We start from the raw sequence: 15,879 nt of genomic DNA, 5'->3' as shown, positions 1-15,879 counted from the left end.
CTTTCTGTTATGTGTTTAAGCCTGTTGCTCGCGTGATTGCATTGCCTCTTCCTCGGCCAATGCCTTTTCACACGCTTCACATTCTTTAATTTGCTCTTTCAGTGCTTCTCGTTTTTCTTTTGCACTTTCCGCTTCATCGGCACGGTTGATACCCAGCACTATGTTCAGCCCCAGTGCGACCAGTGAACCGGTTGTGATACCCGAACCAAGGATGACGCGCATTGAATCTGGCATATACGTCAAGATCTCCGGACGTACAGTCACTGCCATACCGGAAGCAACGCCGACAGCGATGATTAGCATATTGCGTTTGGTAAAATTAATTCGTGACAGGATGCCAATCCCTGCAGAGATGATCATTGCGAACATCACAAGTCCTGCACCGCCAAGTACCGGAGAAGGAATAGTGACCACAATGCCGCCCAGTTTCGGGAACATGCCGGCAATGAGCATGATCACACCGGTAACAGCGACGACATGGCGGCTAGCCACACCGGTTATAGATACAATACCGACATTCTGGCTGAATGATGAGAATGGGGTTGCGCCAAATACCGACGCCAGCGCACTGCCGACACCGTCACACAAAATCCCTTTCGACAGTTTTTTCCCTGTTAATTTGGTATGAGTCGCATCACTAAGAGCAAGGAAATCTCCGGTAGATTCCATGATGGTCACCAAATAGGCTATGGACATACCAATGACACCACTGACAGTAAAACTTAAGCCGAAAGGTAGTAACTCTGGTAAGGAAAAGAACTTGGCATCTTGTACAGGAGTAAAGTCAACTACCCCCATAAATATAGCCACGATATAGCCGACCATCATACCGATCACGATTGCCGCTGCAGAAATTAGCCCCTTACCTAGTTGCGACAAGACAATAACTACCACCAGCACCAATAAGCCAAGCATCAGGTTATTGATTTGGCCGTAGTGCTCCTGCCCAACAAAGCCACCGGCAAACCAGTCAACGGAAACAGGTAAAATAGTCAGGCCAATTAGCACCACGACGGTACCAGAAACTACTGGCGGGAACAGTTTGCGGATTTGCGGCATGAAACGGCTACCGATGATCATCACCAATGAGCCGATTAAGGACGCACCGAACACGCCAGAGATCCCTGAGTCCAAGCCGATTGAAATAGAGATGGCGACAAAGGTAAAACTGGTCCCCATTACCACAGGAAGGCGGATCCCAACTGGGCCTACCCCCTTACACTGGATGATGGTTACCACCCCCGAGACCATCAGGGCGGCGTTGACCAAGATCACCATTTGGTCGGTTGGCAGTCCGATTGCACTACCAACCACCAAGGGCACAGCTATTATCGCCCCCATGGCGGCAAGCATGTGTTGAAGAGCTAAAAGAATAGAGGCGCCCACAGGGGGCTTGTCTTCCACGTTGTACAGTAGTTTCATTTCTGTTCCATCCGAAATCTTAATCGATAACCTAGCCAGAAACTCCAGGGCCCTTTACACCAAGCTCAATAGAGCCTGTGCCTGCCTACCCGCTTACTATCTTGACTACCCAGAAATAGATTCAGTTACTGGGACAATCGATACCAGCCAAGTCATGACGGCGTAATTGCCAAAACACCAGCCCGGAAAACCGGAGCCGAAAAACAAAACGGCCATTTCCCATCCCCTGGAAATGACCGCTTGCGTATTAGTTACAGCTTATTGAGACCTTGCAAAATCTTCTCTGGAGTGAAGTGCCAGTCACGTAACCAGACACCACATGCATCATGAATTGCATTGGCGATAGCAGGTGCCGCACCGTTAACCCCAATTTCAGATATCGATTTCGCTCCGTAAGGGCCAACCGGATCATCACTCGGTACCAATACCGCTTTGAAGTCGCGAGGAATATCACCGATCTTCGGTGCGCCATAGCTTTTCAGGTCGCGGGTCACAGGCACGCCGTTATCATCGTAAATCAGCTCTTCATACAAGCTGTGGCCGATAGCACGCATGCTGGCACCATAAATCTGACCAAGCGCCAAATCAGGGTTAACTGGCGTACCGCAATCAAGCAAGGCATGGAATTTATCCAGACGGATTTCACCGGTACGGGTGTTAACCGCTACTTCGGCGAAGTTGGCACCATAAGGGAAGGCAAACTCAGGTGTAATGAAGCAACCTGAAGCCAGTAACTGCCCCCAACCTGTTCCGCTTTCCGCTTTGTGGGCAATATCGAAATAGCTCACCTCGCCTTTCTTACCTTTTACCAAGCCAGGTGAAACAATCTCGACATCCTCGACTGACTCTCCGATCATTTCGGCACCGCATTTGAGGATCTTGTCGCGCATCGCTTCGGCAGCACGCTTGGCGGCATTACCAGAGAAGCAAGTACCAGACGACGCGTAAGCCCCTTTATCAAACGGTGCATGGTCGGTGTCACCGGAGTGGACAGTAATTTCATCCATCGGGCAGCACAATACTTCTGCGGTCAACTTGCTGATCACGGTATCCAAGCCGGTACCGATATCGGCACCACCAGAGTGGACAATGAAAGTACCATCAGATGCCATCTTGATACGGCAGTTGGCTTGGTCGATATCCGGAATACCGGATTTCTGCTGGATAATCGCCACACCACGGCCAACTTTCCACTCGCCGTCAGCCTGTTTCGGGCTATCCCACTCAATCAGCTTGCGGCCTTCGCGTAGGATTGGCTCCAATGCACAGCTGTGTACTTTCGGTGCGCTGGTCGGCATCTTACCTTCACCGATAGCCGCCAGGATCTTAAGCTCCTGACCTTCAACAACGCGGTTTTTCTCAACCATATCCAGATGGTCGATACCCAACTCTTCTGCCATTTCGGCCATTGCCATCGTCAGGGCAAAGTTGCCCTTCGGCGCGCCGTAGCCTTGGTAAGCCCCGGTAGGACATATATTGGAGTAGTAAGTCGTTACCCTGAAATCGACGTTGTCACATGGGTACAGTGGCAATGACAGAGCAGGACCATTTGAAGGGACGGTCAGTGCGTGGTTACCGTAAGGGCCGGTATTGGCACGGAAGTCCATATCAATCGCAGTCAGCGTACCGTCCTTCTTGGCACCGAGTTTCACCGTCACTTTGGCAACGTGGCGGGTTGAATTACAGATAAACTCTTCTTCACGGGTATGGTGGAAGTAAACCGGACGGCCTGTGGTCCAGGTTGCCCAGGCACACACATCCTCAAGCAAAATATCTTGTTTTGAACCGTATCCCCCACCCACTCGCTCTTTGACGATATGGACTTTGTTCTGTTTGACCCCCAAGATCTTGGCAACCTGACGGCGCACGTGCCAAGGCACCTGAGTCGAATCGTGCATCACGATACGATCGCCATCCATGTAGCTGTAACAGATATGGGTTTCAACCGGCAGTTGCTGTACCTGCTTAGACTCGTAGGTACGTTCGATAATCACATCAGCTTCGGCAAAACCTTTGTTCAGGTCACCGATATGGCCACGGACGCTGGCGGCAATATTCTTGCGAGGGAAGCAGCCAATCGGGAAATTAACAATCAGCTTGCCTTCTCGTGGGTCGGCATCGCGGTTCTGCTCTTCCAAGTCATCCGGTGCACCGACACCGTATTCGATAGGCTCGTTGTGAATAATCGGTGCGTTGGCAGCCATTGCCTCGTCAATGCTCATCACAGGCTCAAGTACGTCGTACTCAACGTCAATAAGCTTCAACGCCTGCTCGGCAACCTCTACTGACTCGGCGACAACCGCTGCAACACGGTCGCCAACATGGCGCATTTTCTGGCCGAACATACGGCGGTCAAGCGGTGATGGCTCAGGAGCACTCTGGCCACCTGGTGTGTAAGGAATATCAGGGCAGTTTTCATGCGTGATCACCGAAACTATGCCCGGTAACGCTTCGGCTTTAGACACATCAAGATGTTTAATCCACGCATGGGCATGCGGGCTTCGGAGCACCTTGATTACGCAAGCGTTGGCAGGAATGCGGTCTTCAACATAACACGGCTTGGCCTGAACCATTTTTGCCGAATCAATCTTCGGACAGTTCTTACCGACTACGGCAAGATCATCACGGAACTCTGGCGCAAACTGTTGGGTATAGTCAGGATCGCCCAAGCGTTTCACCGCCAATTCCACGACTTCGTAGAACTGCTGGTAACCCGCATCACGGCTGAACAAACCTGATAGCGCGTCATCAATTTCTTCACGGTTTGGCTGAGGGATACGCTCAAGCAACTCGGTCAAGATCAGCGCCAATGCCGGATCGTTATAACCTGATTGCACCACACCTACATCGATCATCGCCTGCTGAACCAGGCTCAACTGGTTCCATTCACCGAGGGCTTCGGCGGTTTTTACTTCCGCGCCTTCAAGTTGGGCGGCAATCAATAATGAAGCATTGATCAGTTCACCATTGAATAGGATCACATCTGATCCGGCAAAGCCCCAGCCATCATCACTGTTGCGCACCGAGTGATAGCCCAAAGAGTGCAGCAATGTCTGTACATTTTCACCAAGACGACATTCTAAAGATTGAGGGCGGCCATTTAAGGTAAATTGAATCGTCATGATTATGCTTCCTCTACCAAGTGCTGACATTCAGCCATCAAATCCGTGATTACTACGCCCGCGATATATCGCTTGTATTCCACACTGCCGCGAATATCGGCTTCCGGATAGATCGCATCCGCCACCGCTTGTTCCAAAAGCTCCCCTTTTAGATCCTGTGCTTCTACATCACGCAGGCGAACCGGACGGGCACTGCCGTTATGCAATGGGGAAACACCATCAAGGGCTATCACCTTGTTGCCTTGTTTATCGATAGATACCGCCGCAGTCACAATCGCAAGCCCCGCTGCTGAGCGGGCAATGTTGTAACCGATACAAGTAAGGTTCCTGTCTGGGATAATGATGGTAGCGATAAGCTCACGCTCTTCGCTGTTGATGTAGTCTTCTACATCCACTTCCAAGCCGTTTGCCAGTTTCAATTTTGCCCTTAACGCAATCAAGCTAGGCACAAGCAAAGCTTCTGGTTGGCGTGCAGCAATTTCACCGCCCAATGTAGCCTGGTTGCGGACGTGACGGGAATAGATAAAGGCCGCAGATTGTTTCAACGCCACTGGCACCAGTTCGTGGTCAATCAGTTGCTGGATACGACACATCGCACCAATGTGTAGGCTGTCACCTTGCTGCTCAACTTTAGAAAGGTTCAGCTTGCCCAGAGAGATAGCAACTGTTTTATCCGTTTTAGTTGGCGCTGCATTGATTTTGGATCCACCTGCAAACCAGATGGCATCGCTGCCATGCTGCTGCTTGAATTCAAGTGCCTGAGCAGGGGTATCAGGCGTTAGATATTGTTCAATCATGTTAATTGCCTTTTCGCATTCTCATTGTTATTCCTGCATCATGCGTTCGGCCTAGTGGCTTTTACGGAACGTTATTGATGTCTTGAATATCTAAAAGGCAACAAACACGCCAAACTGCTGAAACTGGTCTGCTGAGGCAAAGATTCGTGAGCATAGTCCTAAATTTCAGTAAAAATGAGATCACTGTCGGGACACATGTCACTTTTTCTACACCGGATAAATCCCTAAGTTATCAGGTAGATAATAACGGTTATCACTAAGCGGATAGGTGATATCAAAATAATATCAGGGGGCTATCAAAATGATATGGATGGGAGTGATAGTGCATAGGCACATCGTTAGACTGAAACTTATATCGAACATTCTAGGTAGCAAACTATAATTGTACTACATATCAAACTGTCTATAGTTTGGGGCTGTTATGTTGTTTGAAACTAGTCGTATTCAATCAGTCTTATTAAGTTGTATTCTATCTTTGTTATTGTTTGGGTGCAGTTCGTCGAATGAAGACGAAAGCGTTGACGCTGCTGCCAACGAGCCTGTCAATGAAGAAGGGCCAGAAATTACTGCAGTGGCAACAACACAGAGCCTTCTTCCGCCCAAAGGTAAACCAGGCTCTCTTTCTTACCCTATATTTTTATTGGAAAATTTAGACTTCTTTCGAGAAGGCCTTGATTACGAAAACCCGGCTCAGTTCACAATGTTTTATAACGGGGGTTGGGAGTTTTACGCCGATCGCATTGCTAACTATCGCAACACAAGCGCGGATGAAGGCGTGACATGGGTATTATGGTTGAGGGCTTCATTTCACGGTGAACGCGATTGCAGCGGGCCGATATTGTACGCAGAAAACTACCGCTTATATTCTATTGGCTATAACGAAGATGAAAGAAACATCAAAGTGACAGGTCATGATATCAAATTCCCTCAAAAAGCATCTGAAATACGCTGTATAAGGTATTATCAGGAGTGGACTCGTTAGAGTTAAGGTTATTTCTGTGAATGAAACAAAGCAGTTATAGAAATAAGAATATTATAAATATATGGGCAGATAAATTATCTGCCCTTTTGTCAGCTAACAAAATTATGCTAGTTGTTTAGAAAAGAACTCAAGTGTACGGCTCCAGGCTAACTCTGCCTCTTTTTCAGCATACCGGCCTGTCGAATCGTTATGGAAGCCATGATTAACACCTTCATAGATATGAGCAGTGTATTCTGCACCAATTTCTTTAAGCTCCTTTTCATACTCCGGCCAAGTTGCATTTACACGTTTATCGATTCCGGCAAAGTGTATTAGCAACGGACCTTTGACATTTTTTCTTAAATCTTGAGCTGCAGGGGTACCGTAAAACGGGACACCCGCATCTAACTGATCAGGGATAACAGCAGCCAACATATTGACAATATAGCCACCAAAGCAAAAACCTACAGCGCCTAATTTCCCATTGCTTTTTTCATGCGATTTAACGAAGTTCGCTGCCGCGATAAAGTCTTCTTCGATAAGCTCTCTCGACAGAGATTTCTGCATCTCACGACCTTCATCATCATTACCAGGGTAACCACCTAACGAAAATAGTGCATCCGGTGCAAAAGCAATATAACCTGCGGCCGCAAGTCTTCTTGCTACATCTTTAATGTATGGGTTTAGCCCTCTATTTTCATGGACAACCAATACAACAGGTGCCGTACCTTTCAATTCTCTTGGCACGACGAGGTAACCTTGTCCCTCTCCGTGCCCTTTGGGGGAAGGAAACTTCTCATAGGTTGCCTTGATTGACGGGTCATTGAAAGATACCTGCTCCGCGAGCGCATAATTCGGAATTAACGCAGAAGTTAATGTCGTCATGGTAAACCCAAGCACAGCCAGTCCTGAGAGCCTTGATAAAAACTCCCTTCGATCAATTAAACCGTGGGCATACTCGTCATACCAATCAAACGCTTCTTGTGGAATAGGTCTTGTTGATGTTGATACAGACTCGGTATTTTGTTTCATAACTTTTCCTTGTTCTCATCAATTTTCAGTCTTCACTTATCCAATGATCATGCTGTACAGCCTTAATATCAGCGGCCCATAATTTGACTTAATAACTATAGTCGAGATTTCAATTATTTTGAACGATCACTCAAAATAACTTTGAATAAAATCTCCAAGTAATAAAGTGCTATGGCGATAAGGCTTCAACTAACTACTCCTCAATTCTATATAGCTTTATTGACAATACCATTTTTCCATTTCTGTTTATTAAGCGATCTTTATACCAAATAAAACCATTCCCAAAACAAAGCCATTGATATAAAACCATTCACAGGCAAAATACCGCCTTCAAAATATTCCAAGAATCACCTATTAATCATACAGTTAATAGCGTCTATTTAATTAATAAGAAGAAAAATTCAATGAATAAATTACTACTTACTCTATTATTACCTTTCGTGGCATACGCTTCAGAGGCTATCGCTATAGAAACAGCAACTACAGAACCGCTTACTCCCGAGTCCATTACTTCATATCAGGTCAGCAGTGTTCAGGCAAACCAAACATATACCTATGTTCGCTGCTGGTACCGCCCACATTATAATCATGACGACCCGGCAACTACCTGGGAGTGGGCATTGGATGAAAACGGCGACTACTTCACTCTAGACGGATATTGGTGGTCATCGGTGTCATATAAAAATATGTTCTATACCGATGCTAGCCAAGAGAAAATTATCGAGCACTGTAAGGCAACACTTGGCGTTGAACATGAAACAGCTGATATAAGCTACTATGCCGCAGATAACCGGCTGTCTTTCAACCATTCTATTTGGTTTAATGATCCTGTTATCCAGCCAGGTACCATCAATAAAATGGTTGCCTTTGGTGATAGCCTGTCTGATACCGGCAATATTTTTAACGCCTCACAATGGCTATTTCCCAACCCTAACTCTTGGTTTTTAGGTCGCTTCTCCAACGGATTAGTATGGACAGAATACCTAGCCCGTGACAAAAATATCCCGCTTTATAACTGGGCAGTCGGTGGTGCAGCAGGCACCAATCAGTACATAGCGCTGACCGGTGTATATGATCAGGTCACCTCTTATCTGACCTATATGAAAATGGCGCAAAACTATCAGCCTAAACGTACCCTGTTTACCTTGGAGTTCGGCCTCAACGACTTCATGAACTACAACCGTGAAGTGTCTGAAGTCAAAGCAGACTTCAGTAGCGCGCTTATTCGCCTGACAGACGCTGGCGCGCAAAATATTATGTTGTTTACCCTGCCGGATGTCACCAAGGCTCCGCAGTTTAAATACTCGACCCAAGATAAAATTGAAAAAATCCGGGCTAAAATCCAGCTATTCAATGTCTATATCCGCGAACAGGCTCAGTTCTATCAAGACAAAGGGATCAATATCGCGCTGGTCGATGCCGCGCAGATGTTTGATGACCTAACTTCTGAGCCAACAGCCCACGGATTTGAAAACGCAAGAGATGCTTGCCTAAACATCAACCGTAGCAGCGCAATGGATTACCTCTACAGCCACAGTTTAACTAATGACTGCGCTTATCACGGCTCAGATAAGTATGTGTTCTGGGGGGTCACCCATCCAACCACGGCAACGCACAAATACATCGCTGACAAGATCCTAGCTGGGGTTATCAATCAGTATGATTTTTAACTTCGGTTTTCAATACGAATGTAAACTAGAAGTTAGCTATCTAAATGACAAATTAAAAACCACCTTCTAGTGAAGGTGGTTTTGCATTAGCCCTAACTTTTCTGCTTTTCACGTACTTCTATTTGGCAGCGATAAACTCTTTTGCCTGCTTCAACCGCATCCTATCGGCATCCCCTTCTCCGGCGACATCAATCAGCATTTGATAATATTGCCCAGCCTTATCTTTATCTCCAGCCATCTCCGCTGAACGGGCTGCGCCATAAAGACTGTTAAATCGATTCTTGCTTCGGATCAAGGCTATGACATATTCATCCAATGCTTGTTGATACATTTCCATTTCCCAAAGCATATCGGCCAGCAACTCTCTCGCCGGGATGATTTCGCCTGGTGTCACAGGATGCTTTTCAGTAGTCGCCTCTAGGTCGGCAGCACTTTGCATGGTCTGCAATGCCTGTTCACGCTCGCCTTGGTGGAACTGATGCCAGGCCAATGCAGACAGGCGCTGAATTTCTACCTGTTTGGCCCAATAGGCCGAACTTTCTTCGGCTTGAGCCTTAAGTTCACTCAGCCTTTTCAGCGATTTCTCTGCACCTTGCTTATCACCGGTTCGGGCAGCCCCAAGTGCATTCGCAAAATGAGTAATCGCCTCCATAGCCGGATAGTTATCCCATGGATAACTGCTGGGTGTTTTAGGCACTATTTCTGCTGCAGCGGACCATTGCTGTCTTTCCAGTGCATATCGAGCTGGCACAGCGGCCAACGTGTAGGCCGAAGCGACATGCGGCTGAATCGGTGCGTCGAGTCCTTGAATTGTTTCTACCACTTCCAGTGCTTTCGCATCCTGTGCCTGTTGCAGGTATGAATATGCCAAATAATCAAAAGCATGGAGGTAATGAAGAGAGAGCATATCGCCAGCAGGATGGTTCTTGGCAGCTTCGGCAGAACGAATATTCATGGTGATTGACTCTGGCCATAAGCCAAGCCGGGTAAAAATATGCGTTGGCATATGCAAAGCATGAGGAATAGATGGGGCAATATCTCCGTAACTGCGAGCCACATCCAGTGCTTTGGGGGCCAGCTCGGGATAATCATAGGCATGGATTATATAGTGATGCCCTCCCGGATGTTCAGGGATCTTTTCCAAAACGGTGGCTGCGGTCTCACCCGCCTTCTTCTGTATTACATAGCTTTTATCGTCCGGTGAAGCCGTTGCCAAATGGGCCAACGCATAGAAAGCGGTCGCTTCAGGATCATCCGGAAACGACTCCATCACTTTTTTCCAGCCTTGCTCGAAAGCAGTGAGGTTAGCGGCTTCTTTGGTATTACGGCCCTGAGCATAGTAACTTTCAACCGCCGCAATATAGGCAAGCTCCCGCGGCGTTTTCTCTCCTTTACTTGCAGCTAATTCAAGCATTGCTTGGCCTTTGGCAAATTCATCTTCATCGGGCGGATCAGACCAAAGTGGGTGTATCATTGACATTGCCACTCCCCAGTAGGCCATGGCGCAATCAGGATCACTTTTGATGACTTCTTCGAACGTTGCCTGCGCACCGACGTAGGTCATGTGATGCAACAAAGCGAGCCCTTTTTCTAACTTAGGCTGGCTGTCTGAATTGCAAGAGGTAGGAAATTGAACGGTGCCAAGTTTGTCCTTGTCACCGGAGTGGTTTGCCGCATAAGCACTCTGGCCAAGGAATGCTGAGCTGATAAATATGGCCGCCATCAATCGCAGGCCATGCCGACTATTCATACTCATATTCTTACTCCAGAACATAGGTAGCTAGGTGTACCTAAAGTTGATTGAAGAAAGTATAGGTAAAAACCTGCCCTGCGATGCCCTAAAGGACAGGGTTAGAATTAACGGGCTTAACAAGTTACACGTAAAAGCAATCTTAGGTATAACAAGCTCAGTGCCAGTTGCAATGACTAGTCTGCCCAACATTCAAAGCCGTGTTCTGTCTTTGTCGGTCACTTGGTGTTTTAACGAGTCGGGTATGTCTGGGCTTTTTGGGTAGATCACCCATCTTCTGTGACACGTTTTTGGACAAAACTGAGTTATATAGATTGCTAATTTAGAAAAGTATGGATTATGTGGGGTACGTCTAAACGACTGAAAATGCCATATCTATCCAGTCAACTGATGACAATCTGGATGGCAACAAAAGTAGCACGTTGGTTGTGATAAATTAGGTAGCCTAACCGCAAGTAAGTTTTGGGATGGGCTACCTGATGGTTAAATATGGGAGGTCCAGCGCTTACAGCCTGTTTGAGATATCTTCCACATCCTGTTTCTTTTCTATGTCCATTTGGATTTTTTTGATACCTCCAACTGTATCGCTGAAATCGATAGCATCAAAATTTAGAGTGCGAACGCGTCGGTTATACTGGGTGTGGTAGGAAAGTGTTTTGTTTTCCAAATCCCATGCTGAAGTCCATAAAGTCGCACTTCGCATACCATCCTCAAGTGCTCTGGCAACGGTACCGGTTCCTTCAGCACTGCCAAGCGGAACGTTATAGTTATCGAGGATCCTAAATAGCTCATAGGTAGCATCTTCAGTCGATTCCATATCACGAGCTGTTTGTGTCCAAGCCGCAAGACGAACGAATCGGGACACTGGCGTTTGATCACCTGGTAAACCAAGCATACCACTACCACCACCCAGAGCTGAGAATTCAAGCCCTTCGGCCTTCTTTGCAGGGTGAGCATTTCCTGACACCTGAATGTAATTCCGCAGGTTAGTCATATGCCAGTCAAAGTTAGGAGCATTAGTAATGATCCCCAGTGGGTTTTCAAAGATACGCACCTCACCATCGAGGATTTCTATTGCAATCGCTTTTCCGGAAGGCTCGGTCACCATCCAGTGAGCCGGCACTGGGATCCCTAGTTCTGGTTGGACGACAGCAACGATTTGAAGCTCTTCCATCGCAGCTTTGACTTCATCAACAGTTTCGAACTGTGAAAGTAAATAAGGGATAAGGTCGGTAGCTGTAATGGTACCTGCTGCTTGCTCAGGCTGGTAGTCCATATATTTTGCGAAGTCCGGGTGGTAATAAAGGCCAACGGCCAACCCCTTCTCATTCATGCCGTCAACGTAAATGTCCTTTTCCAATGTGTCGAGGGATACATAACCGTATTTTCCCTGCCACTGTTTGCCATTCAGGCCTTCAGGGGTGGTACCTGTGAACTGATGGCCACGAGGCGTGATCGAAACTCGTGATTTGAGATCGAATGAATCCCACTCTAGTGTTCGACCGTAAACAACTGCACCATCATCAGCGATAAGACGAGCACCAGTACAAGCGTTTGCCACACTACCAATGGTTAACGATAGTGCACCAGCAATAAGTGCAGGAAGGTATTTCTTCATTCCTGGAAACTTCTTCATAATATTTCCTATGTTATCTGCATGAAATACCAGTTTCATTACAAAATAAGTGAAACCAGTTAACGGTATAAATAATTTTTCCGACTAGAAGCCTTACTAATATTAATAAAGGGTAATTTCACAAATTAATTAATAAAGTTCACTCACCCAGATATTTCTCGCATAGATTAGGCTCAAATTCGTTAATTAATTGCATAGTCAAAATTTCACAAATAGTTAAAAGGCCGCCCAAAGATGAAATCGTCGGCATGCTTTGAACGGCAAAAATGTATCTGCTTGATTTAAACATGTAAAATATCAAGCAATTTCGACAATATAAATTGATTATCTAGCTTGTTGTTTTAATTAGAAAAACCACTTAACGCCAACTTCTAGCGTTAATTCACCATCAGCCTTAAAACCATTCATATCAATACTGTTATACTCAAGCTTAGTCATTAACCACTGGGTTCTGTCTTGTTTCAATGGTGCATTTAGCATTAAGTTGTAAGTCATAGAGTTCAGATTCACATTATCACCTGAGACACTAAAATATTCAGGCCATGCTTGAATAAAAGCTCCAGAATCTGAAACTGGAATGGTCGCGAATAAATTCAACATTACACCATCTACTTGTTCTCCTGAAATATCACCAACTGCATAGGCAACATTGGGGAACAACATAAATTTCCCGTTTGTATAGGTTGGGTTTAATACACCGATTGTTCCGACAGATAACAGGTGAGCATCTTTAGCATTTGGCACTTTTTGATGAATATAATCAAAGCTCAACCCCACTCTTGGAAATATACCTTTCTGGTCACCCATAGCATGAACTTGAAAATATTGCGTTCGACTACTTTTGTAATCCAATGAAAATTTATCTGCTTTATCTGAGTTTAACTCTCCCCAATTAGCTTCGATAAAACCAGCAAACTGAATATTTTCACTCCAGGCACCAGTCATCATTCCAGCCGTTCTGATATCTGCATCTGAGTTAACAAATACAGCGGCTTGTGTATAAACTTTGGTTAAATCAGAAGGATCGATAACCTCTTCGGCATAGGCGTTAGTGCATAGGAAAGCCCCTAATACACAAATTTTTCTTACCATATTATTTATTCTATATTTTAACTTTCTAATGATGGCTGGGTGCACTTGCCCAGCCTTATGAATTACTTGATATAGTTCGCAACCGCTTCGAAGGCAGCCATACGTGGGCGATTGGTTTCACGTGCAGCATTAGACGCACTCGGTGTTGAGGAGAAGGTGGCAATTACCAGGTTCTTCTCTTGGTTGATGTACAAGTTCTGACCGAATACACCGCGGAAGCTACCAATACCTTTTTCGCTGTCGTGTACCCATAAGTAATTCTTGTAACCTTCCAACCATTGATCGTACACCGGGCTATTTTCATCAACTCGATAATCGCTGCGAGCAGTGTGCAGTTTCTCCTCTTCGGTCAAGGCAAAGGTGTCTTTAACCCAATCCTCAGAAAATACTTGTTCACCGTTATACTTACCGTTGTTGGCCATAGCCATACCCACACGTGCAAAGTCGCGCAGTGTCGTATTCATACCGCCAGTTGCGACAGCGACAAAGGTCATATCTGCCATCATAAAGGCATCATGCTCAGCACCCAGCTTGCTCCAAATGTTCTCAGCAATAAAAGTCTGCAGCGGCTGACCGGAAACTCGGCTGATGATCCAACCGATTACGTCCACGTTCGGAGAGTGGTACTCATACTTGTAAGATGGCTGCAGATCTGGGTTTTGAGTAAAGAATGGAGCGAACTCCAGTAAGCCACGAGGAGTGTCATCTTTAGTCGGGTCGATGGCTTCCAAATCAAAGGCCGCAACGAAGCCCAGACGACGGAAGTACTCGGTGCTGAAATCACCCGGCTCCATGTTCACATAATCTTCGCTGTAGTTCAGAGCCGTTACCATGTTCAGCACTTCTCGGACAGTGCGCTGACCGAAATGAGTGCCTTTTAGCTCCTCGATGTAAGTGTCAACCTTGGCGTTGACGTCTACTTTTCCCTGCTCAACGAGAAGGCCCAAGGCCTGACCGGTTAGGGATTTTGTGCTTGAAGCCCACATATGGTGGTCTTTTTCCGTGAACTCGCCAAAGTACTCTTCGTGCAAAACCTTACCGTTGTGAACGATGATATAGCCGTCAGTGTGATCCCCAATCATGGCGTCACGTACAGTGTAAGTTTTACCTTGGTAGTCAAATTCGAGCTCGGCAAGCTTCGGATCCAGCGCTTCCGGGATAGCAACGATATCGCCGTCGCGGGGTACCATCACGCTCGGGTGTAGACCCATATTACGGAATGTCCACTTATTGTAAGGCGCCTGAGTCCAAGTTCCTTTGGTCGCCTGCTTTTCAGGCGAAGCAGGAATGGTGTCCATGACAGCCATTGCAGCTCCAGAGAAGAGGCTCAAGCCGATTAGGCTGCTTATCATTGCTTTTTTCATTTCATAGCCTTTATTGGTGATAGTGTGTTCACGAAATGCAGTTTAGGGTGGCTCATTTTTTATATCCATCGCATAATGATGGGGATATACGTTCATCTTGTGTTTTGGGAGAGATCATGATCACGTTCGAACAAGTCAATTGCTTTCGCGCAGTGTATGAGGAAGGAAGTTACAGTGCAGCCGCTCGAGCCATAGACAAAGATCGCACCACGGTAAGAGAGCATGTATTGGCTCTGGAAGATGTCTTGGGTGAGGCCCTATTTTCAATCCAGGGTAAAAAAGCACAGCCTACCCACTTTGCAAGCCACCTCTATCCACGGGCTCGCCATTTGGTTAAACAGGCACAAGATTTTGAATCGGTGGCTTTTTCTATCCAGCAAGTTGCTCTGACTCAATTGACGCTTTGCTATGACATCCAAGTGCCAAGTCAATTGTTAGCCGATGTCGACCAACGAATCAGTGAAGTGTTTCCTCATCTCACCCTAAGGTGGCTGCAGCGTGATAGAGAACATGCATCAACATTGTTGGAAAAAGGGCTTGCTCATTTTGCTATGATGCCAACATTACGCGACGTCTCACCTCCAGAGAAAATAGGGGCTTTCAGGATGGGCAGTTGCGGTTACGGTGTTTACGTACACCCAACTTCCTCTTTGAATGGTAGTGAACAAGTATCTATCCAGGATTTATCTGAACACCCGCAACTTGTCAGCAGTAATGTGTTTATTACTGGAGAAAGAACCATGCAGGTCTCAAATCAATATCATGAAGTCAATAGTGTGGACTTGACGGTAAGATTACTAGGCAATCGAGGCTGGGCGGTAATTAATCATTTAGATGCAAAAATCTATGAGCAGCAGGGGCTTATTAGTCGAATAAAGGTCTCCGATTTGGTACACGATTACCAAACTAGTCTCGCCCTATTATATTCATTTGCCTTTGAGTCTAACCCGACGATAAAAAAATGTATGCAGTTGATCAGAGAGAGTTGCCGTGAGCTCTTGACTTAATAGTGTGCAATGGCATTTTGTAGAGG

At 46.3% G+C, this 15,879-nt stretch carries 11 protein-coding genes; 3 read left to right on the top strand and 8 right to left on the bottom strand.

The window, feature by feature from the left end; all coding sequences use genetic code 11:
• Window positions 1–15: 15 nt before the first annotated feature.
• From C9J01_RS19545 to ygfM, 3 genes are all read right to left on the bottom strand, one after another.
• Window positions 16–1,422: a nucleobase:cation symporter-2 family protein gene (locus C9J01_RS19545; protein WP_107299818.1), complete on the bottom strand. Its 1,407-nt coding sequence runs from the start codon at window positions 1,420–1,422 to the stop codon at window positions 16–18.
• 251 nt (window positions 1,423–1,673) lie between these two features.
• Window positions 1,674–4,544, bottom strand: coding sequence for a molybdopterin-dependent oxidoreductase Mo/Fe-S-binding subunit (locus C9J01_RS19540; protein ID WP_107299817.1), 2,871 nt, complete (start codon window positions 4,542–4,544; stop codon window positions 1,674–1,676).
• A gap of 2 nt (window positions 4,545–4,546) precedes the next feature.
• A complete protein-coding gene (ygfM, locus tag C9J01_RS19535) occupies window positions 4,547–5,341 on the bottom strand; it encodes a molybdopterin-dependent oxidoreductase FAD-binding subunit (protein WP_107299816.1) in 795 nt (264 codons plus the stop codon).
• A gap of 421 nt (window positions 5,342–5,762) precedes the next feature.
• Here ygfM and C9J01_RS19530 point away from each other — a divergent pair, with 421 nt between their 5' ends.
• On the top strand, window positions 5,763–6,323 hold the full coding sequence (locus C9J01_RS19530; RefSeq protein ID WP_107299815.1) for a hypothetical protein: 561 nt from the start codon (window positions 5,763–5,765) through the stop codon (window positions 6,321–6,323).
• Between the two features lie 102 nt (window positions 6,324–6,425).
• Here the strand turns inward: C9J01_RS19530 and C9J01_RS19525 are convergent, their stop codons facing one another.
• Complete coding sequence (locus C9J01_RS19525) at window positions 6,426–7,334, bottom strand: dienelactone hydrolase family protein (RefSeq protein ID WP_107299814.1); 909 nt, start codon at window positions 7,332–7,334, stop codon at window positions 6,426–6,428.
• A gap of 404 nt (window positions 7,335–7,738) precedes the next feature.
• Here C9J01_RS19525 and C9J01_RS19520 point away from each other — a divergent pair, with 404 nt between their 5' ends.
• Window positions 7,739–9,004 (top strand): SGNH/GDSL hydrolase family protein, encoded by a 1,266-nt coding sequence (locus C9J01_RS19520; RefSeq protein WP_107299813.1) that lies wholly within the window; start codon window positions 7,739–7,741, stop codon window positions 9,002–9,004.
• Window positions 9,005–9,122: 118 nt separating this feature from the next.
• On the opposite strand, the gene C9J01_RS19515 is transcribed toward C9J01_RS19520, so the two are convergent.
• The 4 genes from C9J01_RS19515 to C9J01_RS19500 all read right to left on the bottom strand — a co-directional run bounded on the left by C9J01_RS19515 (window position 9,123) and on the right by C9J01_RS19500 (window position 14,846).
• Window positions 9,123–10,760, bottom strand: a complete 1,638-nt coding sequence (locus C9J01_RS19515) for a tetratricopeptide repeat protein (protein ID WP_201797846.1) — start codon at window positions 10,758–10,760, stop codon at window positions 9,123–9,125.
• A gap of 499 nt (window positions 10,761–11,259) precedes the next feature.
• A complete protein-coding gene (locus C9J01_RS19510) occupies window positions 11,260–12,390 on the bottom strand; it encodes a linear amide C-N hydrolase (RefSeq protein ID WP_237157016.1) in 1,131 nt (376 codons plus the stop codon).
• A 345-nt stretch (window positions 12,391–12,735) separates the two neighbouring features.
• Window positions 12,736–13,482, bottom strand: coding sequence for a hypothetical protein (locus C9J01_RS19505; protein WP_107299812.1), 747 nt, complete (start codon window positions 13,480–13,482; stop codon window positions 12,736–12,738).
• Between the two features lie 62 nt (window positions 13,483–13,544).
• On the bottom strand, window positions 13,545–14,846 hold the full coding sequence (locus C9J01_RS19500; protein WP_107299811.1) for a serine hydrolase domain-containing protein: 1,302 nt from the start codon (window positions 14,844–14,846) through the stop codon (window positions 13,545–13,547).
• Between the two features lie 116 nt (window positions 14,847–14,962).
• On the opposite strand from C9J01_RS19500, the gene C9J01_RS19495 reads away from it, so the two are divergent.
• Entirely contained in the window at window positions 14,963–15,853 is an 891-nt protein-coding gene (locus C9J01_RS19495) for a LysR family transcriptional regulator (RefSeq protein ID WP_158264573.1), read from the top strand.
• Window positions 15,854–15,879: the final 26 nt, after the last annotated feature.

This window comes from Photobacterium rosenbergii (assembly GCF_003026455.1).
GTDB lineage: Bacteria > Pseudomonadota > Gammaproteobacteria > Enterobacterales > Vibrionaceae > Photobacterium > Photobacterium rosenbergii.
Note: the sequence above shows the minus strand (reverse complement) of the source record. Positions and strands in the feature narration are given on the sequence as shown.